Below are 24,427 nucleotides of genomic sequence, written 5' to 3' on the forward strand. Positions count from 1 at the left end.
AGCCCGACCCTCGGAATTAATCAGAACCCTTACCGTCAAGCATCTGACAGTAGGTTGGTTTCTCAAGGGAGAGAATCATGGTCCGTCGAGTCGTCACCGGTGTCAGCCCGAGCGGCAAGCCCGTGATCGTCAGTGACGGCGAGCCGCCGCGCACCCTTCAGTTCACCCACACCGCCGGCTTCGCCCGGTCCCTCGTGTGGAACACGGCCGCACCCGCCGTCCCGTCGGCCGACCCGACGGCGTCCCTGAAGTCCTTCGTGCCCGCTCCGGGCGAGACCGTCGCGCTGACCGTCACCTTCCCGCCGGCCAGTGTCTACGCCGACCCGAGCTGGGACCCCGCGGCCGCGGCCGCCGAGCAGCTGGAGGCCAGCCCCGGCCTCGCCGAGCTCTTCGAGCCCGACAACCCCGGCATGCACACCACGCCCACCGTCGACTACGGCGTCGTCCTGAGCGGCGAGATCGTCCTCGACCTCGACGGCGGCGAGACCGCGGTGCTGAAGCCCGGTGACCTCATCGTGCAGAACGCCACCCGGCACGCCTGGCGCAACCTCGGCGCGGAGCCCGCCACGGTGTTCTTCGTCCTGATGGGCGCGGGAGGCACCTCATGAGCGCCCTGACGACGGCGGCGCCCGGCGCGCCCGTCGTCGAGCTCGATCTCGCCGAGCTGCGCCGCGACCCCTACCCCGCCTACGCAGAGCTGCGCCGCACCGCCCCGCTCGCCTGGGTCCCCTCCGTGGGGCGGCACCTGCTCACCCGGTACGACGACATCGTCCACGCCGAGAAGCTGCCCGAGGTCTTCAGCTCCCGCGAGGAGGGCTCGCTGCTGCTGCGCACGGTCGGCCCGAACATGCTCCGCGAGGACGACCCGGAACACCGGCGTCTGCGAGCCGCGGCCGAGCCGCCCACCCGCCCCCGCCAGGTCCGCGACCTGTGGGCCGGTGAGTTCGAGCGCACCGCGCACGAGCTGCTCGACCGGATCGCCGGCCGCGGCGAGGGCGATCTCATAGGCGACTTCGCCGAGCCGCTCGTCGCCGCCAACCTGGCCCTGGTACTGGGCCTGCGCAACGCGAGCGCCGACGACATCGCCGACTGGTCGCGGGCGATGATGGACGGCAACAGCAACTACGCCGACGACCCCGACATCTGGCTCCGCGCCGAGCGCGCGACCCGGGCCATCGAGGAAGCGGTGGCCGAGATGGCGGACGTCACACGCCGCGAGCCCGACGGCTCGGTGATCTCCTCCATGGTCCACGCGGCCGACCCGGTGGAACTCGCCGAGATCCAGAACAACGTCAAGGTCATCATCGGCGGAGGCGTCAACGAGCCGCGCGACGTGTTCGGCGTGGGCGCCTGGGCGCTGCTTCAACGGCCCGACGCTCTGGACCGGGCACTCAAGGACCCATCGGCCTGGAAGCGGGTCTTCGAGGAGACCGCCCGCTGGATCTCGCCGATCGGCATGTATCCACGCCAGCTCACCCAGGACCACGAGATCGCCGGCGTCACCCTGCCCGCGGGCAGCCGCGTCGCCCTCGTCATCGCCTCGGGCAACCGCGACGAGTCGGTCTTCGAACGGGCCGACGAGTTCGACCTCGACCGCCCGCACCGCCCCCACCTCGCCTTCGGCGGCGGACCGCACTTCTGCATGGGCGCATGGGTCGCGCGCCACGAGGTCAGCGCCATCGCCTGGCCCCTCGTCTTCAGCCGTCTGAAGGGACTCCGCCTCGACGACGGCGCGACAGCATCCGACAGCGGCTCCGCCGCGGGCAGCCTGGACGGCTGGGTCTTCCGCGGGCTCACCTCGCTCGACGTCACCTGGCAAGCAACCGCCTGACAGCCACACCCAGCACCCTGGGCGACCCAACTGCACGAATGGCTCGATCGACCGATCAAGAAGGTAGAGCCGCCTGAGCCGTCCCCATCGGGAGGACTTCATGCCCACCGTCATCTTCCAGCTGCCCGACGGGACCGAACGCAAAGTCATTGCCGCGTCGGGGACCGTGCTCATGCAGGCGGCCGTCTCAGGCGGCGTCGAAGGCATCGTCGCCGAGTGCGGCGGCAACGCCTCCTGTGCCACCTGCCACGTCTACGTCGACTCGGCACAGGCCGAGCTGGTAGGCCCGCCGAACGACGTCGAGGACGAGATGCTGGACTTCACCGCCGCCGAACGGCGGCCCACCAGCCGGCTCAGCTGCCAGATCAACCTCTCCGACGCCCTCGACGGCCTGGTCGTCCACGTACCCGAGGAGCAGGTATGACGAGCGCGGCGGGCGTGGTCGTCGTCGGCGGCGGACAGGCCGCATTCAGCGTCGTGTCGACACTGCGCGCATCCGGCTACGACGCTCCGGTCACCGTATTCGCCGCCGAGCCCCATCTGCCTTACCAGCGGCCGCCGTTGTCGAAAGCCGCCCACACCGAGCCGGACGGCCTGCGCGTCGAGCTGGTGCCGGAGTCCTTCTACCGCGAGCGGAACATCGACTTGCGGCTCGGGGACGACGTGGTCGCCCTCGACACCGCCGCCGCCACGGTCGTCTCCCGCACCGGGGCCCGCGTTCCCTACGCCCATCTCGTGCTGGCGACCGGCGCCCGCAACCGTCCGCTGCCCGTCCCCGGCGCCGAGCTGAACGGCGTCCACGCCCTGCGCTCGCTCGACGACGCCCTGACCATCGGCCGGGCACTGACGACGGCCCGTGACGTGGTCGTCGTGGGCGGCGGGTTCATCGGCCTCGAGCTGGCCCGGGTCGCGCTGGCACGCGGCGCACGGGTGACCGTGGTGGAGCTGGCCGACCGGCTGCTGAGCCGGGCCGTGTCACGGGAGCTGGAGCTCCCTCTGCGGGAACGGCACGAGCATGCCGGTGTCCGGGTCCTGACCGGGACGGGCGTACGGGCCCTGGAGGGGCCGGGCCGGGTGGATCGGGTCGTCACGGACCGCGAGATCCTGCCCGCCGACCTCGTCGTCTACGGCATCGGCGCCATTCCTCGCGACGACCTGGCACGGGAGGCCGGACTGGCCGTGGACGACGGCGTGGTCGTGGACGAGCAGCTGCGCTCGGTCACCGATCCCCGGATCTCCGCCGTCGGTGACTGCGCTCGCCATCCGCATCCGCATGCGGAGGGGCCGGTCCGGCTGGAGTCGGTGCAGAACGCCATCGACCAGGGGACGCTGGTCGGCCGACGCATCGCCGGCTCGCCCTCCTCGTACGAGAGTCTGCCGTGGTTCTGGAGCGACCAGGGCGACCTCAAATTGCAGATCGCCGGGCTGCGTTCCCCTGCCGACGAGGTGCGCCTCGTGCCCGGCGACTCCCCGGAGCGGCTGGCCGGGTACGCCTTCCGCGACGGTCTGCTGGTGGCCGTGGAGACCTTGAACTGGCCCGCCGAACATCTGGCGGCACGCCGGTTGCTGGAGCGTCGGACGCCGGTCTTGGCCGGCGACCTGGCGGGGACGACTCTCGGCGCTCTCGCCCGGGCCAGACGCGCGGCGGAGGTGAGGGCATGACGAGCACCTTCGGCGCCCACCTCCTCACCACCGCGGTCGAGGCCGGGTCCCGGACCGCCCTCGTCTTCGAGGACCGGACCTGGACCTATGCCGAACTGGACCTGGCCGTACGGCGGACCGCGGCCCGCCTCGACAAGTACGGGGTGCGCAAGGGCGATCGGGTGGTGATGCAGGGCGCGGCCCGGCCCGAAGCCCTGATCACGCTGTTCGCGGTGACGCGGATGGGGGCGGTGCTCGTGCCGCTGCACCCGCAGGTGACCGAGGGCGAGCTCACCGTCGTCTGCGAGGAAACCGCGCCGCGTGCGGTGGTGGGCGGCGAGGGATTCCCGGACGGGACGGGCATCCGCCTGACGTGGGACGACCTGCACGTCGACGACGAGCCGTCCGCGCCCGTCGCCGGAGAGCCCCCGACCGGCTCGGACATCGCGATCATCGCGTTCACGTCCGGCACCTCCGGACGCCCCAAGGGAGTCGCGCTGACCCACGACAACCTGTACTGGAGCATGGCGGGCGGCCTGTCGCGGCTGCCCGTCGGCGAGGACGCCACCGCCCTCGTCTCCACGCCGCTGGCCCACGTCGCCGTGCTCGGCGGGCTTCCGCAGTACACCTGGGCGCGGCGCGGGACGGTGATCCTGGCCCCGCGCTTCGACCCGGACCTGTTCATCGACCTGGTCCTCGACCACAAGGTCACCTGTGCCTTCGCCGTACCGGCCATGTCCGCCCTGCTGGCCCGCCACCCCCGCTTCGGCAGCGGCGACCTGGACAGCCTGCGGTGGATCCTGTCCGGCGGGTCACCGGCCCAGACCGCCACCCGCGAGCAGTTCCGGGCGCGCGGGATCGGTGTGGTCAACTCCTACGGGCTGACGGAGACCGCGGCCGGGGTGACGTACTCCGCGCCCGACGAGACGGCTGACTCCACCGGATCGCCGGTTCCCCAGGTCGAGTTGCAGGTCGTGGACGCGACCGGGTCGACCGCCCTGGCCGGTTCCTCCGGTGAGATCTGGGTGCGCGGGCCGTCGGTGGCGGACGCGTACTGGACCGCCGCCGGAACGGTGCCCGTGACCGACCGGGAGGGCTGGTTCCACACCGGGGACCGCGGACGGTTCGACGCGGAGGGCCGCCTCTCGGTCGTCGGCCGGCTCAAGGACACCATCATCACCGGCGGGGAGAACGTCGATCCCGCCGAGGTCGAGAACGCCCTCGCCGACTTCCCCGATGTCGTCGAGGTAGCCGTGTCCGGGGCGCCGGACCCGGTCTGGGGCGAGGTCGTGACCGCCTTCCTCGTCACCGACTCCGGTACTCCGACCCTGGACGACGTCCGCGGACATCTCGACGGCCGGCTCGCCCGGCACAAGTGGCCCCGGCGCCTGTGCGTCGTCCCCGCACTGCCCCGCGGGGCCACCGGAAAGCTGCAGCGCGCGCGGCTGACGACGCTGCTGGACAACTGACCCACCCTCCACACCTCCCAGAGACCGCGCCGCAGTGGGCGCCGTCTCCCCCAGCCATACCCGAGGAGACGCCATGAGTGCGACCATGCGAGCCGCGCGGATGCACGCCGTCGGCGAGCCGATGAGGATCGAGGAACTCCCCGTTCCCGAGCCCGGCCCCGGTGACGTCCGCGTGGCCGTCCACGCCGTCAACATCGTTCCGAACCTGGCCAACATCCTGAACATGTGGACGACCTGGTTCCCGCACAGCCCGCTGCCGACCCTGCCGGCGATCTTCGGACTGGACCCGGCGGGCGTGGTTGAGGCCGTCGGTGAGGGCGTCCAGGCGTTCAAGCCGGGCGACCGGGTGTACGTCAACCCGGGCCGTTCCTGCGGGTCGTGCCGGTCCTGTCGCAACGACGACTCGATCAACTGCGCCAGCTACGCCTTCGCCGGATATTTCGGCTTCTCACCGACCGCGCTCGACCTGCTCGACCGCTACCAGGGCGGCCTCGCCGAGTACATGGTGGCGCCCGCCTACAGCCTGGTGAAGCTGCCGGACGCACTGTCGTTCAACGCAGCCGCCCGCTTCGGCTACCTCGGCACCATGTACTCCGCTCTCCGCAAGGCCGGGGCAGGCCCGGGCAAGACGATTCTGATCAACGGCATCAGCGGCACCCTGGGCATCGGCGCCGCGCTCCTCGCCCCCGCCCTGGGCCTGACCCACGTATACGGCACCGGCCGCGACAAGGAACTGCTCGACCAGGTCGCCAAACTGGCGAACGGCCGGCTGAACCTGCACTCCCTCGACGACGGCCCGGTCGACGAGTGGATCCACGAGCAGACCGACGGCTACGGCGTCGACATCTACATCGACGCGCTCGGCCCCGGCGCCCCGCACGAGACCTTCCGGGCCGGCATGCGCGCCATGGCGCGCGGCGGCATCGCGGTGAACATCGGCGCCGTCGCCGGTGACCTGCCCATCGACATCCACCGGATGATGGACCAGCAGCTGCGGCTGATCGGCTCGGCGTGGTTCACCTCCGGCGAGGGCCAGGCCATGGCCGACATGGTCGAGGGGGGCCTGCTGGATCTCGGCCCGCTGGAACACCAGGTGTTCCCGCTGGAGCAGGTCAACGACGCCATCGGCGGAATCGCCCGACGCAACGGCGGCTTCAGCAACTTCATCATCAGCCCGACCCTCACCGCGTGAGCGACGTGACGATCTGACGGCCGCCTTCCGGCCGGGGGCCGTCGGTCCTCCCCTGACCGGCGGCCTCCTCCTCTCCCCCTCCCGATCCCTGGAGACCTGATGCACACCCCACACTCCCCGCGCCCGGCCGACCCCCTCGACCTACTGGAACTCGACAGCCTGCTGACGCCGGACGAGCGTGCCGTACGCGACGCCGTGCGCACCTTCTGCGACCGGCGCGTCGAACCGCACATCGCCGAGTGGTTCGAACAGGGCGAGATCGAGGACATCCGCGGCCTCACCAAGGAACTCGGCGAACTCGGCCTGCTGGGCATGCACTTGGAGGGCTACGGCTGCGCGGGGATGAGCGCCGTCGACTACGGCCTCGCCTGTCTGGAACTCGAGGCGACCGACTCCGGGCTGCGTTCCCTGGTGTCGGTCCAGGGCTCGCTGGCCATGTTCGCGATCCATGCCTTCGGCTCCGAGGAGCAGAAGGAGGAGTGGCTGCCGCGCCTCGCGGCAGGTACCGCCATCGGCTGCTTCGGCCTCACCGAGCCCGACTCCGGCTCCGATCCCGGCAGCATGCGCACCACCGCCCGCCGAGACGGCGACGACTGGCTCCTCGACGGGCGCAAGATGTGGATCACCAACGGCTCGGTCGCCGACGTGGCCGTCGTCTGGGCCCGCACCGAGGACGGCGTACGCGGCTTCGTCGTCCCCACCGACACCCCCGGTTTCTCGGCACCCGCCATCAAGCACAAGATGTCACTGAGGGCCTCGGTGACCAGCGAGCTCGTGCTCGACTCGATACGACTGCCCGGATCCGCCGTGCTGCCTGAGGTACGCGGACTGCGCGGGCCGCTGTCATGCCTCAACGAGGCGCGGTACGGGATCGCGTGGGGCGCGATGGGCGCCGCACGGTCCTCCTTCCGGGCGGCGCTGGCCTACGCGGGCGACCGGGTCCAGTTCGGCCGCCCGATCAGCTCCTTCCAGTTGACCCAGGCCAAACTGACCGACATGGCGCTTGAGTTGGCCAAGGGCACGCTGCTGGCCTTCCACCTGGGCCGCGTCAAGGACGACCGGGGCCTGCGCCCCGAACAGGTCAGCTACGGCAAGCTCAACAACACCCGTGCCGCACTGGAGATCTGCCGCACGGCCCGCACCGTCCTGGGCGCCAACGGCATTTCACTGGAGTACCCGGTGATCCGGCACGCCAACAACCTGGAGTCGATCCTCACCTACGAGGGCACCGTCGAGATGCACACCCTCATGATCGGCCAGGCGCTGACGGGGCAGGCGGCCTTCCGGTGAGCGGTGCGCCGGGCGCCGACATCCGTCGGGTCGGTGTCATCGGCTGCGGTCTGATGGGCGCGGGCATCGCCGAAGTGTGCGCCCGGGCCGGGCTGGACGTGGTGGTCCACGAGGTGAGTCCGGGGGCGGCCGATGCCGGGCGGGTCCGGATCACCGCCTCGCTCGACCGGGGCGTACGGCGCGGCAAGCTCACCGGCGAGGAACGCGACGCCGCACTCGCCCGGGTCCGGGTCACCCCCGACCTCACCGAGTTGGCCGACCGGGACCTGCTGGTGGAGGCGGCGACAGAGGATGAGAAGACCAAGGTCGAACTGTTCGCCGAGCTCGACCGGGTCGTCACCCGCGAGGACGCGCTGCTCGCGTCGAACACCTCGTCCCTCCCCATCATGAAACTGGGCATGGCCACCACACGACCACACCAGGTGATCGGGGTGCACTTCTTCAACCCGGTCCCGGTACTCGGCCTGGTGGAGATCGTGCCGTCCCTGCTGACGAGCACTCACACCCGACATCGCGCGGAGGAGTTCGTCACCGACGTGCTCGGCAAGCAGGTGATCCGCTCCCAGGACCGGGCCGGGTTCGTGGTGAACGCCCTCCTGGTGCCGTACCTGCTCTCCGCGATCCGCATGCTGGAGTCCGGCTTCGCCTCCGCGGAGGACATCGACACCGGCATGGTCCTCGGCTGCGCCCACCCCCTGGGCCCGCTGAGCCTGGCCGACCTGATCGGCCTGGACACCCTCGGGGCGATCGCCGACGCGATGTACGCCGACTTCAAGGAACCGCTGCACGCCGCGCCTCCGCTGCTGCTGCGCATGGTGGAGGCCGGGTTGCTCGGACGAAAGTCCGGGCGCGGCTTCCACGACTACTCGGAATCGAAGAAGGGCGACTGACCCCATGGCGCAGGAAGTACTCGGCGTGATCGCACCGGGCAAGGGCGAGCCGGTGCGGGTGGAGACGATCGTCGTGCCCGACCCAGGGCCCGGGGAGGCGGTCGTACGCATCCAGGCGTGCGGGGTGTGTCATACCGACCTGCACTACAAACAGGGCGGGATCAGCGACGAGTTCCCCTTCCTGCTCGGCCATGAGGCGGCGGGCGTCGTGGAGTCGGTCGGCGAGGGCCTCACCGATGTGGCGCCCGGGGACTTCGTGATCCTCAACTGGCGTGCCGTGTGCGGGCAGTGCCGCGCCTGTCTGCGGGGGCGCCCGTGGTTCTGCTTCGACACCCGCAACGCCGAGCAGAGGATGACCCTCGCGGGCAGCGGCCGGGAGCTGTCTCCGGCCCTCGGTATCGGTGCCTTCGCCGAGAAGACCCTGGTCGCCGCCGGGCAGTGCACCAAGGTCGACCCGGCGGTCGCCCCGCAGGTGGCCGGGCTCCTCGGCTGCGGCGTGATGGCCGGCATAGGTGCCGCCATCAACACCGGCGGCGTCGGCCGCGGTGACAGCGTCGCCGTCATCGGCTGCGGGGGTGTCGGCGCCGCGGCGATCGTCGGCTCACACCTGGCGGGTGCGGCGAAGATCATCGCGATCGACATCGACGAGCGGAAACTGGAGACGGCCCGCACCATGGGCGCCACCCATACCGTCAACGCCAAGGAGATCGACCCCGTCGAGGCGACCCGTGAGCTGACGGGCGGCTTCGGCGCCGACGTGGTCATCGAGGCCGTGGGCCGCCCGGAGACGTACAAGCAGGCGTTCTACGCACGCGACCTCGCCGGCACCGTCGTCCTCGTCGGCGTCCCCACGCCCGAGATGAAGCTCGAACTACCGCTGCTGGACATCTTCGGTCGCGGCGGAGCGCTCAAATCCTCCTGGTACGGCGACTGCCTGCCCTCCCGCGACTTCCCCCTGCTCATCGACCTGCACCTGCAAGGCCGCCTACCGCTGGAGAAGTTCGTCACCGAGACCATCCAACTGGACGAAGTGGAGGCTGCGTTCCAGCGGATGCACCACGGCGACGTGCTGCGCTCGGTGGTGGTGCTGTGACGATGGGGCTCTGCCGGGGGCCACCCCAGGACGACCCCAGCGCGGGAGCGCCATCCCAGCACCCGAGGGCTCAGACACCCCTCGGCACTCCTACGCGGCTTGCGCGCAGGCGCCCGCGCTTGTCTCCTCCGAGAGCTGGGCGCCATGTCGAGGGGCACGGGCCGCACGCCGGGTCGGTGAACATCGGCGAGTACCAGCGCGTCTCAGGGCCGGGTGAACGGGCTGTGCAGCTCCGGCGGCGCCAGCAGGGCGCCGCGGCGGCGGGATCGTTCCAGCCAGTCGACGCGTGTCTGGCGGGCCAGGGGGAGTGTCGGATTCCCCCACCTAGGCGATACCCGAGTTGGCCAGGTAGGGCGCGTGCACGAGCAGGAGACCCGTTACGAGGACCTCGTTGCGGCCCGCCGCGACCATCATCGACTGATGGCCTGATGTGTGGTCCAGGGCCAATACGGCGGTCACCGATCTGGCGCTGGAGGCCAGCACTCGACCACGTCTCCGTCCGGCATCACGCTGTCTCCCACCGCTGGAACGGACCCCACGCATGCAACGACTCTGCCCTGTCTTGGTGAACAAGGCAGAGGATGGGTCACGCAGCAATGGTGAGCGGTGCTTCCAGACGTTCCCAAGCTCCGAGGACGGCCTTGTGGGCGTCCGGTTGCAGGTGGGCGTAGCGCTGGGTGGTCTGGAAGCTCTCGTGGCCGAGGATGTGCTGGACCTCGTAGTCCATTGAGCAGCGCCGGATCCAAGCCGACCCTGCCACGTGGCATCAGCCCGCTCCACAAGGGACACGCCGGACGATACTTGCGAGTGCGCTCGAGGCTTTCCGTCCTGCCGTCCGCCGCCTTCCGATCACCCTTACATCCCAGGGCACCCGATATGACCCGCCTGCCCCTCGACGGCTGGGACGCGGCGGACAATACGCGAGGGCAAATTCGACCCGGATTCAACCCGACGGGTTTGTTTAATCACAAGACATGGGCTCTCACCTGCTAAAATGTCGAGCGGCAGACGAGTCGGGCTGTACGCCGGGTTCTGACACAGATTGGACGCCTGTTCGCTCGTGGCAACACCACGGCATAGGGCCCTGAAGCCGAAATACGGGCCAGCCAACCCAGTGCTTCGGCTCATCACGCGCCGTCGACAGCAGCTGGGTGGTTCTCGATCCATGCGAGCCCTCCAAGGTCCAGCTGGCGCCGGGCGCGAGTGACGGCGACGTAGGCGAGGCGTGATCGCCGCCACTCCAGCCACATCGACGTCTCAGGTGTTCCATGGTCCGACGCCACTCCCCTGAACCCGAACCCTCACCTCCCGTACAAGCGCGCAACACGAAGCTCACCTCCGCCATAACCGCCCGTTCCGCCGCTGCCGACGTCTGAACCCCTACGCGACGTATGTGATGAAAACCTGCGACCAAGGCACGGAGCTTCCGCTCGACATAGCCGTCGCAGCCCCGGAGGAAACGGCCATCCGTGCCTCAATCACTGCAGCCCCGCCCCGACACAACAGCAGTTCAAAGCTCAGTCAGCAGCATCACTGAGGGATCTGCACGGCCACCGCCGAACGCTGAGCTCAGTGCCAACTATCCCGCTTTTGTGCCAACTAAAAAGCTTCGTCACATCTGGCTAACGCCGTACCCTCGGCATCCCCAGGCCGATCCACGAGATGATCTCCCGCTGGATCTCGTTGTTGCCGCCGCCGAAGGTGAAGATGACCGCCGAGCGGTAGCCGCGCTCCAGCTCGCCGTGGAGCACCGCGCCCGCCGAGCCCTCCTTCAGCGCGCCCGCGGCGCCGACGATCTCCATCAGCCAGGCGTACGCGTCCCGGCGGGCCTCGGAGCCGTACACCTTGACCGCGGAGGCGTCTTGCGGGGTGAGGGTGCCGTCCTCGACGGCACCCACCATGCGCCAGTTGAGGAGCTTGAGGGCGTCGAGCCGGGTGTGGGTGCGGGCGAGGAGGCGGCGTACCCAGGGCAGGTCGACGACGCGGCGGCCGTCGGCGAGCTTGGTCTCCATGGCCCAGCGCTGCACATCGTGCAGGGCGCGGATGGCCATGGTGCCGTGCGCGGCGAGGGTGACGCGTTCGTGGTTGAGCTGGTTGGTGATCAGCCGCCAGCCCTGGTTCTCCTCGCCGACCCGGTGGGAGACGGGGACGCGGACGTTCTCGTAGTAGCTGGCCGTCGTGTCGTGCGAGGCGAGGGTGTGGATGAGGGTGCAGGAGTAGCCGGGGTCGGTGGTCGGCATGAGGAGCATGGTGATGCCCTTGTGCGGCGGGGCGTCGGGGTCGGTGCGGACCGCGAGCCAGACCCAGTCCGCGGTGTCGCCGTTGGTGGTCCAGATCTTGTGGCCGTTGACGACGTATTCGTCGCCGTCCCGCACGGCACGGGTCTTGAGGGATGCCAGGTCGGTGCCCGCGTCCGGCTCGCTGTAGCCGATCGCGAAGTCGATCTCACCGGAGAGGATCTTCGGGAGGAAGTACGCCTTCTGTTCCTCCGTGCCGTACCGCATGATCGTCGGGCCCACGGTGTTCAGGGCCATGAGCGGTAGCGGGACGCCGGCCTGGGCGGCCTCGTCGAAGAAGATGAACTGCTCCATCGCGGTCAGGCCCTGGCCGCCGTACTCCTTCGGCCAGCCGACGCCGAGCCGGCCGTCCGCGCCGAGGCGGCGGATGGTGTCGCGGTAGAAGCGCTTCTGGGCGGCCCGGTCGGTGAAGCGCGCGTGCGCGTTTTCCGGCACCAACTCAGCGAAATAGGCGCGCAGTTCGGTGCGCAGCCGCTGCTGCTCGGGCGTGTGGTCGAGATGCACGGCGCCTCCAGGCTCCCGGGCCGGTCCTGACGGCGCACACGGTAGAACGTGTTCCAGAAATTGGGAATGGGCATGCTCGAGCCATCCCTCGGACGCCCCGGCTGCCGGACGCTCAGACGAGGGTGGCGATGAAGTCCGAGCAGGCCTGTGCGCACTCCCGACACGCCTTCGCGCTGTCCTCGGCGCCCGCGTACCGGTCGAAGACGTGCGCGCACTCCAGGCACACGGACCGGCACCACTCCAGCTGTACGCGCATGCCCTCCTCGTCGAGACAGTTCTGCTCGGAGAGCACCCGGCAGGTCGCGTCGCAGACCTCCGCGCACATGATGCCCTTGCGTCGTACGAGTTCCTGTTCCTCTGTGCCGTCCGGATCCACGAGGCTCGCGCGCAGCGCACACGCCCGCGCACACTCGGTGCACGCCTGGGCACAGGCGAACCTGTCCTCCAGGAACCGGAAGAGCTCCTGCTGGGATGTCGTCGATGTCACACCGGGCGGGTAGCCCCCGCCGACCGGGCCAAACCCGGTGTTTCCAAGAGCTCCGGCCGGTTTTCGGGGGCCGCCGCCCGGGCCGTGCGAGGCACCCGGTTCGTCGGCGGTGCCAGGGGTACTCGCGTGCCATGAATACCTCATGGATGGACATCGCCGCAGGCCGGGGCGCTCTCGCCCTCGGCCTGATCGTGGCGGGTGTGGTGGTCGTGGGAGTACTGATCGGCGCCTTCGCTCTCGGTGTCCGTGTCAAGCGCCGGGAGCCGCCGACGCCGACGCCCGAGGAGCAGCCGCGGCTGCCCGAGGAGGGTCCGGTCCGCGAGGTCCGGGAGAACCGGGAGCCCGACGAGGTGCCGCGGAGCAACGACCGCTTCACCCCGCACCAGATCCCCAAACACGGCAACGCCGGAACCCGCACCAGCTCGTCGACGCACCGGCCCCGCTGGGACGAGGGCAGCAGCGGTTCCTTCGGGAGCGGCGGGGCGGGCGGGCGCTGAGGGGGGCGGGCGCGAGGGGGGGCGGCGGGCGCTTGACACCACCGACGGCGCCGAGCCTCCGTAGCACCGCCGCGTTGGCAGGGCCACCGCGTTGCCAGGGCCATCACAGGCTCGTAGAGGCCATCGCACCACATCGCACAGAGGGAAGTGAGACCCATGGCCGACTCCGGCCGCGACAGCCTGCCTCTGCCCGACTACGACCAGCTGACGATCGGTGGCCTGGAGAGCCGCGTACGGTCGCTGACCGCCCAGGACGTCGAGGAGCTGCTGGCATACGAGCGGACGCACGCCGACCGCGTCCCGGTGACCGAAGTGCTGACGGCACGTCTGGAGCAGCTGGAGGCGGGCGCCGAGCCGACGTCCGGCGATCCGGACGCCCTGCGCCCCGAACAGGTCGCGCACCAGTCCGGATCCCGCGTGTCGCCCGCGACCTCGCCGCAGCCCTTCAGCCCGCCGCCGCACGGCACACCGGACCAGCGGGGCAAGCCGAAGGGTGACCGGGCGACCTGACGGTTTCGGCACCGGCGCGCGGGCACCTACGCGCCGTGCTGTCGAGAGGGCGAAGGGCCCGGGCCGGCGCTCGGGCCCGGCACGCGGCGGGTCCGCTGGACGTCACACAGGCTTCAGGGCGTACCGCCGAAGTCGACGTCCTTGGTCCCGACGGTCCCGGCCGTCCGTCCCGGTGCCGTCTGGTAGGTCCAGTACAGGTTCGTGTGGGCGATGACCTGGTCCGGCGGCGGCGCTCCCCATGCCGTCTGGTCGTCCGTCGTATGGGCGTCGCTGACGAGGATCGTGTCGTACCCCCTGACGAGCGCACCGTGGATTGTCGAGCGGACGCACGCGTCGGTCGACGCGCCGACGACGATGAGTCGCCCGGCTCCAAGTCCCGAGAGCACGGTCTCCAGCATGGTGTCCTCGAACGAGTCGGCGTAGTTCTTCTCGACGAGCGGCTCGGCGATGCCCGGAGTCAGTTCCGGGACGATCCGCCAGCCGTCGCTCCCCTTCACGATCTGTTCGTCGGAGTGCTGGACCCAGACGACGGGAACCCGTTCCCGCCGCGCCTTCTCGACGAGACTGCCGACGTTGGCGACGACCGTGTCGCGCTCGTGTGCCCCTTCGACGACGCCCTTCTGCACGTCGACGACGAGGAGTGCCGTATTCGGACGGTTGTCGAGTGTGGTCATGGGCTCCCCCTTGGTCAGGCCGGGTTCCGGTGTCCATGCACAGTAGCCCCGCCCACTGACAAGCAGGCCGGCACCAACTCCGCACCGCAGGCCCCTCATCCCGGCCCGACCGCCACCTCCCCCACCGCAACCGTCCTTCCGGCGCCGGAGAAGATGACGCCGGGGTCGGCCGGCGCCTGGTTGAGAACCCACAGGCCGATCAGCGTGGCCAGGGTGAAGACGACGGCGATCAGGACGGCGAGGACGAGTCGGCGGCGGCGTTCGCGGCGCAGCCACTCACCGCGGGCCGTGCGGTAGGCGTCGGGCGCGGCCTGTACTCCGCCGGCCAACCTCTCCAGGGCTTCGCGCAGTTCGCGTTCCGTGCGGCCCACGTCCACCACGCCTCGCGGTGCCCGGCCGCGCTCGTGTTCCACGCGGTCCATCTCCGTGCGGTTCTTCCCCGGGTCTTCGGTCTCGGAGCGCTGGTTTTCGGTGCGTTCGTTCTCGGTGCGCTCGTTTTCCGTGCGTCCGTTCTCCGCCCGCTCGTCTTCCATGCGTTCGTTCTCGGTGCGGCCCCGGCCGGTGTCGTTCATCGCCGAGCCTCCATCGCCTTGCTCAGGGCGGCGATGCCGCGCGAGGTGTGTGTCTTGACCGACCCGCAGGAGATCCCCATCGCGGCGGCGATCTCGCTCTCCTTCAGCCCGAGCCAGTGCCGCAGCACGAGCGCCTCGCGCTGCCGGGCCGGCAACTGCTGGAGCGCGTCGATCAGCACGCGCTGGTCGTCGTGCAGGAGGGCGGTGCTCTCGGCGGAGGCGATGACCTCCTCGGGCGGGTTCTCCACATGTCTGCGGGCCACCTGAAGGTGACGTATGCGCATCCGGGTCAGATTGCACACGGTGGAGCGCAGGTACGCCTCCGCCGCCCCGGTCTCCCGCAGCCTGCGCCACTTGCGGTAGATCTGGTAGTACGCCTCAGCCACCACGTTCTCCGGGTCGTCGGCACCGAGCAGTACGGCCAGGCGCAGCATGGAGGCGTAGTGCAGCTCGAACAGGCGGGCCAGGGCTGCCTCCCGCTCCACGTCGGCCGGGTCGCTCACCGTGGGCACGAGGGGATCGGCCGGAGGGGCGGGCGGCGGCACGGGCGGCAGCGTGAGGGGGATGTTCTGTCTGCGTCTCACGGGTTGTTCGCTCCCGTCTCGGGGCGCCGCCTGACGGCCAGGCGGGTCGGTAGGTCGGTGAGGTCGGCGCCGCGCGGGACGCCGAGACGTTCCAGGGCCAGGGTCGCGGCCACGGCGACGGTCAGATTGAGCAGGAGGGCGACGAGCCCGGCGTAGATCTCCACGGACGGGCCGCCGAAGCCGACCGGCACGACGGACGAGAACCCCTCCCGCACCACCAGGACGGTTCCGGCCGCCATGCCCGCGGCCCAGCCGGCCAGCAGCGCCCGAGGATGCAGCCGGCCGGTGAACAGTCCGACGGCCACGGCGGGGAAGATCTGCAGGATCCAGACGCCGCCGAGCAGTTGGAGATTGATCGCGTCCTGGTCGCGCAGGCCGAACACGAACGCGACCGCGCCCACCTTCGCGGTCAGCGACACCGCCTTGGCGACGCGCACCTGCCGTTTGGGCGTGGCGGTCGGGTGGACGTACTCGACGTACACGTTCCGGACGAAGCTGGTGGCGGCGGCGATGGACATCACGGCGGCCGGCACCAGCGCCCCCACGGTGATCGCGGCGAACACCAGCCCGGCCAGCGGTCCCGGCATCAGCCGGTCGACCAGCATCGGCACGGCGGCCTCGGCACCGCCCTCGGGCGCCCGTACGCCCACCGCGAGGGCGGCGACACCGAGGAAACCGAAGAGCGCGAGCAGCGCCGTCCAGGCGGGCAGCGCCACGGAGACCTTGCGGAGGGTGTGGGGCCCGTCGGCGGCGAACCCGGCGGTGAGGACGTGTGGGTACATCAGCAGGGCCAGCGCGGAACCGAGGGCGAGGGTGGCGTAGGCGGGCTGCTGGGCGGGCGACAGCAGCAGTGCGGAGTGCGCCGCGTCCGTCCCGCCGAGCCGCAGGGCGGCGCCCTCGAAGACCGGCCCGGGGCCGCCGAGCCGGTCGATGACCAGCCAGCAGACGGCGGTGAGCGACACGAACACGGCAACCGCCTTGAGCGCGGAGATCACGGTGGGCGCGCGCAGCCCGTGCCGGTAGGTCGCCACCGCGAGCCCCGCGAAGAGCGCCACCATCACCAGGTCCCCGCCCGCCCCGCGCGGGTACACGCCCCCGGCCGTCAGCACCGCACGTATGCCAAGCAGCTGCAACGCCAGGTACGGCATCGTCGCGAGTATCCCGGTCAGCGCGACCACCAGGGCCAGCGGCGGCGACCCGTAGCGTCCGCGCACGAAGTCGGCGGCGGTGATGTAGCCGTGTCGGCGGGCCACGGTCCACAGGCGGCTCAGCAGCACGAAGGCGAGCGGACAGACGATCACCGTGTACGGCACCGCGAAGAAGGCGGGCGCCCCGTTGCCGTACGCCAGTCCGGGGACGGCGGTGAAGGTGTACGCGGTGAAGATCGTGCCGCCGAGCAGGACCCAGGTCCACACCGGGCCCAGACTCCGGTCGGCCAGGGCCCAGCCCTCCAGGGAGGGCAGCCGGTCGCTGGGGTGCAGACGGCGTGCCGTCACGGCGAGCAGCGACGCTCCGCCGATCACGGCGAGAAACGTCGCGGTCATGGCGCCGTCGGCCATGGGTCACCGTCCTTGGTGTGCCTGGATCTCACCGGTTGGTTGCGCAGACGGCTGGTTCGGTTGACGGAACACCGGCGGAAATCTTCTGGAAATCCGCTGTCAACCACTTCCGGCGGGTGGGCAACTCTTGCACAGACCCACAGCGAGCGGGAGAGGAGCGCAGGTCATGGCACGGACCGGTCATCCCCGGCTACGGCGCGTCGCCGTAGCCGTGCTGCTCCTCGCGCCCGCGGCGGGGCTGCTGTGGGTCCCCTGGTACGCCGGTGCGAGCCCACGGCTCGCGGGCACGCCGTTCTTCTACTGGTACCAGCTCGCCTGGGTGCCGGGGTGCGGCCTCTGCCTGCTCGCCGCGTACGCGCTGACCAGGCACGAACACCGCGATCCCTGATCCGGCCTGACTCGTTCTGCCCCTGCCTGATCAGTTCTGCCCCGTCCTGCCCCGTCCTGATCCGGACGGCCGGGAGTCACCCACCGGTAGCCGATCTTCACGCCCTCCTGTCCCACATCACCCCCGAGGTGAGGAGCCGCCATGCCTACGTCAGCCATGCCCGAAACCGGTCTCACGGCGCAACAGGACCCGCCACCCGTACGGTCCCGCATGTCCCCACGGTCGATCCTGCTGTGGGCCACCGTCTCGCTGCTGGGCGCCGTCGCCTGGGGCGTGCTCGCCCTGGCCCGCGGCGAGAAGGTCTCCGCGGTCTGGCTGGTGGTGGCCGCGCTCGGCTCGTACGCCATCGCCTACCGCTTCTACTCCCGCTTCATCGCGCGCCGCGTGCTGAAGCCGGACGATCGCCGGGCCACCCCCGCCGAACGTCTGGAGGACGGCGTCGACTTCCAGCCGACCGACCGCCGGGTCCTGCTCGGCCACCACTTCGCCGCGATCGCCGGCGCCGGACCGCTGGTGGGACCCGTGCTCGCGGCGCAGATGGGATACCTCCCCGGCACCCTGTGGATCGTCGCCGGAGTGATCTTCGCGGGAGCCGTACAGGACATGGTGGTGCTGTTCCTGTCGATGCGGCGGGACGGTACCTCACTGGGGCAGATGGCGCGCGACGAGATCGGCCGGGCGGGCGGCGCCGCCGCACTGATCGCCGTATTCGCCATCATGATCATCCTGCTGGGTGTGCTGGCCCTGGTCGTGGTCAACGCCCTCGCGCACTCCCCCTGGGGCACCTTCTCAGTCGCCATGACCGTCCCCATCGCCCTGTTCATGGGCTTCTGGATGCACCGCATCCGGCCCGGCCGGGTCGTCGAGACCAGTTTCATCGGGGTGGCGCTGCTGCTGCTCGCCATCGCCGGCGGCAGCTGGATCCAGAACTCCTCGCTCGCGGGCACCTTCACCCTCAGCCCGACGACCCTCGTCTTCTGTCTGATCGGATACGGCTTCGTCGCCTCGGTCCTGCCGGTGTGGATGCTGCTCGCGCCGCGCGACTACCTGTCCACCTTCATGAAGATCGGCACCATCGCGCTGCTCGCGGTCGGCGTCGTGGTCGCCGCCCCCGTGTTGCACGCCGACGCGGTCAGCGAGTTCGCGACCTCGGGCGCCGGTCCGGTCTTCGCCGGCTCCCTCTTCCCCTTCCTCTTCATCACCATCGCCTGCGGCGCGCTGTCCGGCTTCCACGCCCTGGTCGCCTCGGGCACCACCCCGAAGCTGATCCAGAAGGAGTCGCAGGTCCGGCTGATCGGCTACGGCGCCATGCTGATGGAGTCGTTCGTCGCGATCATGGCGCTGATCGCCGCGGCCACCCTCGAACCCGGCCTGTACTACGCGATGAACGCCCCTGCGGGCCTGCTCGGCACGACGGCCGAGTCCGCGTCCCACGCGGTGGCCGGACTCGGCTTCACCATCACCCCCGACCAGCTGACCCAGGCGGCCAAGGCGGTGGAGGAACAGACCCTGATCGCCCGCTCGGGCGGGGCGCCGACCCTCGCCGTCGGCATGTCGGAGATCTTCTCCGGGGTGTTCGGCGGTACCGCCATGAAGGCCTTCTGGTACCACTTCGCGATCATGTTCGAGGCCCTGTTCATTCTGACGACGGTCGACGCGGGCACCCGGGTCGGGCGGTTCATGCTGCAGGACATGCTGGGCAACGTGTGGAAGCCCATCGGCCGGGTCAACTGGAAGCCCGGCATCTGGCTGTGCAGCGCCCTTGTCGTCGGCGCCTGGGGCTACTTCCTGCACAGCGGCGCCACCGACCCGCTGGGCGGGATCAACCAGCTGTTCCCGCTCTTCGGCATCGCCAACCAGCTGCTCGCCGCCATCGCCCTCACCGTCTGCACCACGGTCCTGATCAAGTCCGGACGGCTGCGCTGGGCCTGGGTCACCGGCGTCCCGCTGGCGTGGGTGGTCGCGGTCACCTTCACCGCCGGCTGGCAGAAGATCTTCTCCGACGACCCCAAGGTGGGCTTCTTCACCCAGCGCACGCGGTACGCCGACGCCATCCAGGCCGGTCAGGTCCTGCCGCCCGCCAAGACCGTCGACGACATGCACACCGTGGTCACCAACTCCACCGTCGACGGCGTACTCATCATCGTCTTCCTGCTGCTGGTCACCGTGGTGATCGTGAACGCGGCGGTGGTGTGCGTACGGGCCGTAAGGTCCCCGTCCCCGCTCCCGACCACCGAGGCGCCGTACGTCGTGTCACGCCTCGACGTACCCGAGCAGGTCGCCGAGCCGCTGGCGGGAGCCCGCTCATGAGCGTCCGGCGGTGGGCCCGGGCGGTGCGCTGGTATCTGCGCGAGCTGACGGGCGAGGCCGAGTACGACCGCTACCGCGACCGGCACCGACGCCACCACCCGCTCGCACCGGTACCCACCCGCCGTGAGTACGAGGCGCAACGCACGCTCCACCGGGAGAGCCACCCGCAGAGCCGCTGCTGCTGACAACCCGATCACCGACCGTGGGGGGGGGGGGGGGGGGGGGGGGGGCGCGGGGGGGGGGGGGGCGCCCCCCGGGGGGGGGGGGGCGCCCGCCGCCCCCCCCCCCCCCCCCCCCCCCCCCCCCCCCCCCCCCACCCGCCTTCGTGCCCAGCTCAGCGCATAAACTGTGCCCTCTGTACGCGATCCAGCCGGAGGCCGCCGCATGAGGATCTCGCAACGCGCCCAGGCCGTCGCCCCGTTCTACGCCATGGAGTTCGGCAAGCATGCCGCGGCGCTGGAGGCCCAGGGCCACCACGTCGTCAAACTCAGCCTCGGCGAACCGGACTTCGGCGCGCCCCCGGCCGTACGGGACGCCATGCGTGAGGCCATGGACGGCCGGCCGATGGCCTACACCGCGGCGCTCGGGCTGCCCGCCCTGCGGGAGGCGATCGCGCGGTTCTACCGGGACCGGCACGATGTGGAGGTCGACCCCGCCCGGGTCGTCGTGACCGCGGGCGCCTCCGCCGCCCTGGTTCTGACCACGGCCGCCCTCGTCGACACCGGCGACGAGGTACTCATCGCGGACCCCTCCTACCCCTGCAACCGGCAGATCGTCGAGAGCTTCGGCGCCCGGGTCACCCTCGTTCCCACCAGCGCCGAGACCCGCTTCCAGCTGGACGCCTCGTCGGTACGGTCCAGTTGGACGGACCGGACCCGCGGCGTCATGATCGCCACCCCGTCGAACCCGACGGGTACCTCCGTCCCGGCCGACGAGCTCGCGGCGATCTGCGAACTCGCCCGCGAGCGCGACGCATGGCGCATCGTCGACGAGATCTACCTCGACCTGAGCGACCACGACGCGCAGGGGGCGCCGCCGCGCAGCGCACTGTCGTCGGACCCCGACGCCGTCGTCATCAACAGCTTCTCGAAGTACTTCGGCATGACCGGCTGGCGCCTGGGCTGGTGCGTCGTGCCCGAGGCGCTCGTGCCTGCGCTGGAGCGTCTGGCCCAGAACTACTTCCTGTGCGCCTCCACTCCCGCGCAGCACGCGGCTCTGTCCTGCTTCACCCCCGAGTCCCTCGCGGTCTGCGAACAGCGCCACGTCGAGTTCGCCGAGCGGCGCGCGCTCGTCCTCGACGGCCTGGCACGGATCGGGCTGCCGGTCCCCGTTCCGCCCGACGGCGCGTTCTACGTCTACTTCGACGTCGGCCACACCGGACTCACCTCCTGGCAGTTCTGCGAACGAGCGCTCCAGGAGGCACACGTCGCCCTCACCCCGGGCAGGGACTTCGGCGTCCACACGGCGCAGACGCACGTCCGCCTCTCCTACGCGGCGTCAGCCGACGACCTTCGCGAGGGGATCGCCCGGCTCGGGAAGTTCGTGGCCACGCTTCGGTAGGCCGGTCGGCAGCCGTTTCCTCTCGTGCGTACGTGACCGGCGCTGTCTCAGCGTCGATACTTCCACCAGAGGTCAGAGGCTCATCGTCCCGTGTCACCAGGAGGTACCCATGAGGATGCTCATCAACGTCCCCGAGACCGTGGTCACCGATGCGCTGCGTGGCCTGGCGGCCGCCCATCCCGAGTTGACCGTCGACGTCGAGAACCGGGTGATCGTACGGCGGGACGCTCCCGTGGCCGGGAAGGTCGCCCTGGTGTCCGGCGGAGGTTCGGGGCACGAACCGCTGCACGGTGGTTTCGTGGGGCCCGGGATGCTCTCGGCGGCCTGCCCGGGCGAGGTGTTCACGTCGCCGGTGCCCGACCAGATGGTGCGGGCGGCGGCGGCCGTGGACAGCGGTGCCGGCGTGCTGTTCATCGTGAAGAACTACACGGGTGACGTGCTCAACTTCGACATGGCGGCCGAACTCGCCGAGGACGAGGGCATCCAGGTCGCCAAGGTGCTGGTCGACGACGACGTGGCGGTCACCGACAGCCTCTACACGGCCGGGCGGCGCGGCACGGGCGCGACGCTGTTCGTCGAGAAGATCGCGGGGGCCGCGGCCGACGAGGGGCAGCCCCTGGAGCGGGTGGAGGCGGTGGCCCGTCAGGTCAACGAGAACTCCCGCAGCTTCGGGGTCGCGCTCAGCGCCTGCACCACGCCGGCCAAGGGCAGCCCGACCTTCGATCTGCCGCCGGGAGAGCTGGAGTTGGGCATCGGCATCCACGGCGAGCCCGGCCGGGAGCGGCGCGCGATGATGACCTCGCGGGAGATCGCTGACTTCGCGGTCGGCGCGATCCTGGACGACATGACCCCGCGCAATCCGGTCCTCGTCCTGGTCAACGGCATGGGTGCGACCCCGCTGCTGGAGCTGTACGGCTTCAACGCCGAGGTGCATCGGGTGCTCGCCGAGCGCGGTGTCGCCGTCGCCCGCGTGCTGGTCGGCAACTACGTCACCTCCCTCGACATGGCCGGCGCCTCGATCACCCTGTGCCAGATCGACGAGGAGCTGCTGCGCCTGTGGGACGCACCGGTGAAGACGGCGGGGCTGCGCTGGGGAGTGTGAGCCGGGCGAGGGCCGACGATCACGACGTACCGACCACGCAAGGAGATCCAGTGCTCGACGCCGACTTCTTCCGCCGTTGGATGACGGCGACCGCCACGTCCGTCGATCGCGAGGCGGAACGGCTCACCACCCTCGACTCAGCCATCGGGGACGCCGACCACGGCAGCAATCTGCAGCGCGGGTTCACCGCGGTGACCGCGACGCTGGAGAAGGAGGCGCCGGACACGCCGGGTGCGGTCCTCATGCTGGCCGGTCGCACTCTGATCTCGACCGTCGGTGGCGCGTCGGGGCCGCTGTACGGCACGCTGCTGCGCCGCACCGGCAAGGCCCTCGGGGACGCCGCCGAGGTCGGCGAGGAGCAGTTCGCGAAGGCGCTGCGCGAGGGCGTGGACGCCGTCCGGACGCTCGGCGGAGCCGCGCCCGGCGACAAGACCATGATCGACGCCCTGGTGCCGGCTCTCGACGCGCTGGGCGACGGCTTCACCGCGGCCCGTACCGCCGCCGAGGAAGGCGCCCTGGCCACCACGCCCTTGCAGGCCCGCAAGGGACGGGCGAGTTACCTCGGGGAGCGCAGCATCGGACACCAGGATCCCGGGGCCACGTCGGCCTCGCTGCTCGTCGCGGGACTCGTGGAGGCGGCCGGTGAGTGACGAGAAGCTGGTCGGGATCGTGCTGGTGTCGCACAGCGCGGCGGTCGCCGAGTCGGTGGCCGAGTTGGCCAAGGGGCTGGCGGGCGGCGGCACCGAAGTGCCCGTCGCCCCGGCGGGCGGCACCGAGGGCGGCGAGCTCGGCACGAGCGCGGAGCTGATCGCCGCAGCGGCCGCCGCCGTGGACCGGGGTGCCGGAGTCGCCGTCCTCACCGACCTCGGCAGCGCGGTCCTCACCGTGAAGGCGCTGCTCGCCGAGGGCGACGAACTCCCGGGCAACACCCGCCTGGTGGACGCCCCGTTCGTCGAGGGGGCGGTGGCCGCGGTCGTCACGGCGGCCACCGGAGCCGACCTCGCGGCGGTGGAGGCGGCGGCCGCGGAGGCATACACGTACCGAAAGGTATGACGTTCCTTCGGACAGCTAGATGACGCCTTCCGCCACGACGGCGAGAGCCGAGCGCAGGGTTGCCTCCAGCTCGGCCTCCGCCGTCGCGCGGGTGAGGACACCCCGGCACCCGCCTGCGGAGAAACCGACAGGAGCACTCATGGTCAGCGGACTCCACGGACGCAGCGTCATCGTCACCGGCGCGGGCTCGGGCATCGGGCGGGCCGCGGCCCTGGCCTTCGCCGCGGAGGGCGCGCGCGTAGTGGTGGCGGATCTCAACGCCGAGGGCGCCGAGGCGGTCGTCAGGCAGATCGAGCAGGCGGGCGGGAGCGCGGTCGCCGTCACCGGCGATCTGAGCGAACAGGCCGTCGTCGACCGGGTGGCCGAGACCGCCGTGGAGCGCTTCGGCGGGGTGGACGTCCTGGTGAACAACGCCGGGATCATGGACCGCATGTCGGCGGTCGCGGACGTGAGCGACGCGGAGTGGGAGCGGGTCATCCGGGTCAACCTCACCGCACCCTTCCTGCTCACACGGGCGGTGCTGCCGCACATGCTGGCGGCGGGCAAGGGCGCCATCGTGAGCACCGCGTCCGAGGCCGGCCTGCGCGGCAGCGCGGCGGGCGCCGCCTACACGGCCTCCAAGCACGGGGTGGTGGGGCTGACGAAGAACCTCGCGGTGATGTACCGCAAGCAGGGCATCCGCGCCAACGCCATCGCCCCGGGCGGTACCGCCACCGCCATCGTCGTGGACGCCGAGCAGGGCGCGCACGGGCCGTCGACGCTCGGCCCGCACTTCGTGAACCTCGGCCGCGTCGCCCAGCCCGAGGAGCAGGCCGCCGCCATCGTGTTCCTCGCCTCGGACGCGGCGAGCAACATCAACGGCGTGGTCCTGCCGGTCGACGACGGCTGGTCGGCGGTCTGACGCACCACCAGGCGCCCACCGGC

At 70.9% G+C, this 24,427-nt stretch carries 28 protein-coding genes; 19 read left to right on the forward strand and 9 right to left on the reverse strand.

Features of this window, described 5'->3' with window-relative positions:
• Positions 1–77 precede the first annotated feature (77 nt).
• The 9 genes from ACFYO2_RS05495 to ACFYO2_RS05535 all read left to right on the forward strand — a co-directional run bounded on the left by ACFYO2_RS05495 (position 78) and on the right by ACFYO2_RS05535 (position 9,406).
• Positions 78–608, forward strand: coding sequence for a cupin domain-containing protein (locus ACFYO2_RS05495; protein WP_388344425.1), 531 nt, complete (start codon positions 78–80; stop codon positions 606–608).
• Entirely contained in the window at positions 605–1,831 is a 1,227-nt protein-coding gene (locus ACFYO2_RS05500; protein ID WP_388344427.1) for a cytochrome P450, read from the forward strand. Before ACFYO2_RS05495 ends, ACFYO2_RS05500 begins: the two co-directional genes overlap by 4 nt.
• Before the next feature lie 100 nt (positions 1,832–1,931).
• Complete coding sequence (locus ACFYO2_RS05505) at positions 1,932–2,255, forward strand: 2Fe-2S iron-sulfur cluster-binding protein (protein ID WP_388344430.1); 324 nt, start codon at positions 1,932–1,934, stop codon at positions 2,253–2,255.
• Positions 2,252–3,493 (forward strand): NAD(P)/FAD-dependent oxidoreductase, encoded by a 1,242-nt coding sequence (locus ACFYO2_RS05510; protein ID WP_388344432.1) that lies wholly within the window; start codon positions 2,252–2,254, stop codon positions 3,491–3,493. Before ACFYO2_RS05505 ends, ACFYO2_RS05510 begins: the two co-directional genes overlap by 4 nt.
• Positions 3,490–4,941: a class I adenylate-forming enzyme family protein gene (locus ACFYO2_RS05515; protein WP_388344435.1), complete on the forward strand. Its 1,452-nt coding sequence runs from the start codon at positions 3,490–3,492 to the stop codon at positions 4,939–4,941. The genes ACFYO2_RS05510 and ACFYO2_RS05515 overlap by 4 nt, the downstream gene beginning before the upstream one ends.
• Positions 4,942–5,014: 73 nt before the next feature.
• Complete coding sequence (locus ACFYO2_RS05520) at positions 5,015–6,133, forward strand: alcohol dehydrogenase catalytic domain-containing protein (RefSeq protein WP_388344437.1); 1,119 nt, start codon at positions 5,015–5,017, stop codon at positions 6,131–6,133.
• Positions 6,134–6,232: 99 nt separating this feature from the next.
• A complete protein-coding gene (locus ACFYO2_RS05525; RefSeq protein WP_388344440.1) occupies positions 6,233–7,423 on the forward strand; it encodes an acyl-CoA dehydrogenase family protein in 1,191 nt (396 codons plus the stop codon).
• Positions 7,420–8,313: a 3-hydroxybutyryl-CoA dehydrogenase gene (locus ACFYO2_RS05530; RefSeq protein ID WP_388344443.1), complete on the forward strand. Its 894-nt coding sequence runs from the start codon at positions 7,420–7,422 to the stop codon at positions 8,311–8,313. The genes ACFYO2_RS05525 and ACFYO2_RS05530 overlap by 4 nt, the downstream gene beginning before the upstream one ends.
• 4 nt (positions 8,314–8,317) lie before the next feature.
• Complete coding sequence (locus ACFYO2_RS05535) at positions 8,318–9,406, forward strand: S-(hydroxymethyl)mycothiol dehydrogenase (RefSeq protein ID WP_388344445.1); 1,089 nt, start codon at positions 8,318–8,320, stop codon at positions 9,404–9,406.
• Between the two features lie 324 nt (positions 9,407–9,730).
• Here the strand turns inward: ACFYO2_RS05535 and ACFYO2_RS05540 are convergent, their stop codons facing one another.
• From ACFYO2_RS05540 to ACFYO2_RS05555, 4 genes are all read right to left on the reverse strand, one after another.
• Entirely contained in the window at positions 9,731–9,865 is a 135-nt protein-coding gene (locus tag ACFYO2_RS05540) for a hypothetical protein (protein WP_388344448.1), read from the reverse strand.
• A 127-nt stretch (positions 9,866–9,992) separates the two neighbouring features.
• Positions 9,993–10,166 (reverse strand): hypothetical protein, encoded by a 174-nt coding sequence (locus ACFYO2_RS05545; protein WP_388344451.1) that lies wholly within the window; start codon positions 10,164–10,166, stop codon positions 9,993–9,995.
• A gap of 862 nt (positions 10,167–11,028) precedes the next feature.
• Positions 11,029–12,207: an acyl-CoA dehydrogenase family protein gene (locus ACFYO2_RS05550; RefSeq protein WP_388344454.1), complete on the reverse strand. Its 1,179-nt coding sequence runs from the start codon at positions 12,205–12,207 to the stop codon at positions 11,029–11,031.
• Between the two features lie 112 nt (positions 12,208–12,319).
• Complete coding sequence (locus tag ACFYO2_RS05555) at positions 12,320–12,694, reverse strand: ferredoxin (RefSeq protein WP_388344457.1); 375 nt, start codon at positions 12,692–12,694, stop codon at positions 12,320–12,322.
• A gap of 131 nt (positions 12,695–12,825) precedes the next feature.
• Here ACFYO2_RS05555 and ACFYO2_RS05560 point away from each other — a divergent pair, with 131 nt between their 5' ends.
• Together ACFYO2_RS05560 and ACFYO2_RS05565 are read left to right on the forward strand one after the other, a co-directional pair.
• The gene (locus ACFYO2_RS05560) at positions 12,826–13,191 is read left to right on the forward strand and encodes a DUF6479 family protein (protein ID WP_388344460.1); all 366 of its coding nucleotides are present in this window, start codon (positions 12,826–12,828) and stop codon (positions 13,189–13,191) included.
• 156 nt (positions 13,192–13,347) lie between these two features.
• Positions 13,348–13,701: a hypothetical protein gene (locus ACFYO2_RS05565; RefSeq protein WP_388344463.1), complete on the forward strand. Its 354-nt coding sequence runs from the start codon at positions 13,348–13,350 to the stop codon at positions 13,699–13,701.
• Positions 13,702–13,814: 113 nt separating this feature from the next.
• Here ACFYO2_RS05565 and ACFYO2_RS05570 read toward each other — a convergent pair whose 3' ends face one another.
• From ACFYO2_RS05570 to ACFYO2_RS05585, 4 genes are all read right to left on the reverse strand, one after another.
• Positions 13,815–14,375, reverse strand: a complete 561-nt coding sequence (locus ACFYO2_RS05570) for an isochorismatase family protein (RefSeq protein WP_388344466.1) — start codon at positions 14,373–14,375, stop codon at positions 13,815–13,817.
• Positions 14,376–14,470: 95 nt separating this feature from the next.
• Positions 14,471–14,797 carry a hypothetical protein gene (locus ACFYO2_RS05575; RefSeq protein ID WP_388346041.1) on the reverse strand — a complete coding sequence of 109 codons (327 nt, stop codon included), beginning with the start codon at positions 14,795–14,797 and terminating at the stop codon, positions 14,471–14,473.
• A 146-nt stretch (positions 14,798–14,943) separates the two neighbouring features.
• Positions 14,944–15,531 (reverse strand): SigE family RNA polymerase sigma factor, encoded by a 588-nt coding sequence (locus ACFYO2_RS05580; protein ID WP_388344468.1) that lies wholly within the window; start codon positions 15,529–15,531, stop codon positions 14,944–14,946.
• Positions 15,528–17,090 carry a sodium:solute symporter gene (locus ACFYO2_RS05585; protein ID WP_388344470.1) on the reverse strand — a complete coding sequence of 521 codons (1,563 nt, stop codon included), beginning with the start codon at positions 17,088–17,090 and terminating at the stop codon, positions 15,528–15,530. The genes ACFYO2_RS05580 and ACFYO2_RS05585 overlap by 4 nt, the downstream gene beginning before the upstream one ends.
• A 166-nt stretch (positions 17,091–17,256) precedes the next feature.
• Between ACFYO2_RS05585 and ACFYO2_RS05590 the strand changes: the two genes are divergently transcribed.
• The 7 genes from ACFYO2_RS05590 (at position 17,257) to dhaM (ending at position 23,503) form a co-directional block, all read left to right on the forward strand.
• Positions 17,257–17,478, forward strand: a complete 222-nt coding sequence (locus tag ACFYO2_RS05590; RefSeq protein ID WP_388344473.1) for a DUF3311 domain-containing protein — start codon at positions 17,257–17,259, stop codon at positions 17,476–17,478.
• A 141-nt stretch (positions 17,479–17,619) separates the two neighbouring features.
• The gene (locus tag ACFYO2_RS05595; protein ID WP_388344475.1) at positions 17,620–19,788 is read left to right on the forward strand and encodes a carbon starvation CstA family protein; all 2,169 of its coding nucleotides are present in this window, start codon (positions 17,620–17,622) and stop codon (positions 19,786–19,788) included.
• Complete coding sequence (locus tag ACFYO2_RS05600; protein WP_388344477.1) at positions 19,785–19,973, forward strand: CstA-like transporter-associated (seleno)protein; 189 nt, start codon at positions 19,785–19,787, stop codon at positions 19,971–19,973. The genes ACFYO2_RS05595 and ACFYO2_RS05600 overlap by 4 nt, the downstream gene beginning before the upstream one ends.
• A 199-nt stretch (positions 19,974–20,172) precedes the next feature.
• The gene (locus ACFYO2_RS05605; RefSeq protein ID WP_388344480.1) at positions 20,173–21,348 is read left to right on the forward strand and encodes a pyridoxal phosphate-dependent aminotransferase; all 1,176 of its coding nucleotides are present in this window, start codon (positions 20,173–20,175) and stop codon (positions 21,346–21,348) included.
• Between the two features lie 109 nt (positions 21,349–21,457).
• Positions 21,458–22,450: a dihydroxyacetone kinase subunit DhaK gene (gene dhaK, locus ACFYO2_RS05610; RefSeq protein ID WP_388344482.1), complete on the forward strand. Its 993-nt coding sequence runs from the start codon at positions 21,458–21,460 to the stop codon at positions 22,448–22,450.
• A gap of 50 nt (positions 22,451–22,500) precedes the next feature.
• Positions 22,501–23,100, forward strand: coding sequence for a dihydroxyacetone kinase subunit DhaL (dhaL, locus tag ACFYO2_RS05615; protein ID WP_388344485.1), 600 nt, complete (start codon positions 22,501–22,503; stop codon positions 23,098–23,100).
• Positions 23,093–23,503: a dihydroxyacetone kinase phosphoryl donor subunit DhaM gene (gene dhaM / locus ACFYO2_RS05620; RefSeq protein WP_388344488.1), complete on the forward strand. Its 411-nt coding sequence runs from the start codon at positions 23,093–23,095 to the stop codon at positions 23,501–23,503. Before dhaL ends, dhaM begins: the two co-directional genes overlap by 8 nt.
• Positions 23,504–23,518: 15 nt before the next feature.
• On the opposite strand, the gene ACFYO2_RS05625 is transcribed toward dhaM, so the two are convergent.
• Positions 23,519–23,644, reverse strand: a complete 126-nt coding sequence (locus ACFYO2_RS05625) for a hypothetical protein (RefSeq protein ID WP_388344491.1) — start codon at positions 23,642–23,644, stop codon at positions 23,519–23,521.
• On the opposite strand from ACFYO2_RS05625, the gene ACFYO2_RS05630 reads away from it, so the two are divergent.
• Positions 23,643–24,404, forward strand: coding sequence for an SDR family NAD(P)-dependent oxidoreductase (locus ACFYO2_RS05630; RefSeq protein ID WP_388344493.1), 762 nt, complete (start codon positions 23,643–23,645; stop codon positions 24,402–24,404). The genes ACFYO2_RS05625 and ACFYO2_RS05630 overlap by 2 nt on opposite strands.
• The last annotated feature ends 23 nt before the right edge of the window (positions 24,405–24,427 follow it).

Origin of the sequence: Streptomyces sp. NPDC006602 (assembly GCF_042870385.1) — a bacterium.
Taxonomy (GTDB): Bacteria; Actinomycetota; Actinomycetes; order Streptomycetales; family Streptomycetaceae; genus Streptomyces.

What these genes read in the sequence shown, in the direction of transcription:
- ACFYO2_RS05495 (WP_388344425.1), top strand. Translation starts at nt 78, where the DNA reads ATGGTCCGTCGAGTCGTCACCGGTGTCAGCCCGAGCGGCAAGCCCGTG.
- ACFYO2_RS05500 (WP_388344427.1), top strand. Translation starts at nt 605, where the DNA reads ATGAGCGCCCTGACGACGGCGGCGCCCGGCGCGCCCGTCGTCGAGCTC.
- ACFYO2_RS05505 (WP_388344430.1), top strand. Translation starts at nt 1,932, where the DNA reads ATGCCCACCGTCATCTTCCAGCTGCCCGACGGGACCGAACGCAAAGTC.
- ACFYO2_RS05510 (WP_388344432.1), top strand. Translation starts at nt 2,252, where the DNA reads ATGACGAGCGCGGCGGGCGTGGTCGTCGTCGGCGGCGGACAGGCCGCA.
- ACFYO2_RS05515 (WP_388344435.1), top strand. Translation starts at nt 3,490, where the DNA reads ATGACGAGCACCTTCGGCGCCCACCTCCTCACCACCGCGGTCGAGGCC.
- ACFYO2_RS05520 (WP_388344437.1), top strand. Translation starts at nt 5,015, where the DNA reads ATGAGTGCGACCATGCGAGCCGCGCGGATGCACGCCGTCGGCGAGCCG.
- ACFYO2_RS05525 (WP_388344440.1), top strand. Translation starts at nt 6,233, where the DNA reads ATGCACACCCCACACTCCCCGCGCCCGGCCGACCCCCTCGACCTACTG.
- ACFYO2_RS05535 (WP_388344445.1), top strand. Translation starts at nt 8,318, where the DNA reads ATGGCGCAGGAAGTACTCGGCGTGATCGCACCGGGCAAGGGCGAGCCG.
- ACFYO2_RS05560 (WP_388344460.1), top strand. Translation starts at nt 12,826, where the DNA reads ATGAATACCTCATGGATGGACATCGCCGCAGGCCGGGGCGCTCTCGCC.
- ACFYO2_RS05565 (WP_388344463.1), top strand. Translation starts at nt 13,348, where the DNA reads ATGGCCGACTCCGGCCGCGACAGCCTGCCTCTGCCCGACTACGACCAG.
- ACFYO2_RS05570 (WP_388344466.1), bottom strand. Translation starts at nt 14,375, where the DNA reads ATGACCACACTCGACAACCGTCCGAATACGGCACTCCTCGTCGTCGAC.
- ACFYO2_RS05575 (WP_388346041.1), bottom strand. Translation starts at nt 14,797, where the DNA reads ATGGACCGCGTGGAACACGAGCGCGGCCGGGCACCGCGAGGCGTGGTG.
- ACFYO2_RS05585 (WP_388344470.1), bottom strand. Translation starts at nt 17,090, where the DNA reads ATGGCCGACGGCGCCATGACCGCGACGTTTCTCGCCGTGATCGGCGGA.
- ACFYO2_RS05590 (WP_388344473.1), top strand. Translation starts at nt 17,257, where the DNA reads ATGGCACGGACCGGTCATCCCCGGCTACGGCGCGTCGCCGTAGCCGTG.
- ACFYO2_RS05595 (WP_388344475.1), top strand. Translation starts at nt 17,620, where the DNA reads ATGCCTACGTCAGCCATGCCCGAAACCGGTCTCACGGCGCAACAGGAC.
- ACFYO2_RS05600 (WP_388344477.1), top strand. Translation starts at nt 19,785, where the DNA reads ATGAGCGTCCGGCGGTGGGCCCGGGCGGTGCGCTGGTATCTGCGCGAG.
- ACFYO2_RS05605 (WP_388344480.1), top strand. Translation starts at nt 20,173, where the DNA reads ATGAGGATCTCGCAACGCGCCCAGGCCGTCGCCCCGTTCTACGCCATG.
- dhaK (WP_388344482.1), top strand. Translation starts at nt 21,458, where the DNA reads ATGAGGATGCTCATCAACGTCCCCGAGACCGTGGTCACCGATGCGCTG.
- ACFYO2_RS05630 (WP_388344493.1), top strand. Translation starts at nt 23,643, where the DNA reads ATGGTCAGCGGACTCCACGGACGCAGCGTCATCGTCACCGGCGCGGGC.
- ACFYO2_RS05625 (WP_388344491.1), bottom strand. Translation starts at nt 23,644, where the DNA reads ATGAGTGCTCCTGTCGGTTTCTCCGCAGGCGGGTGCCGGGGTGTCCTC.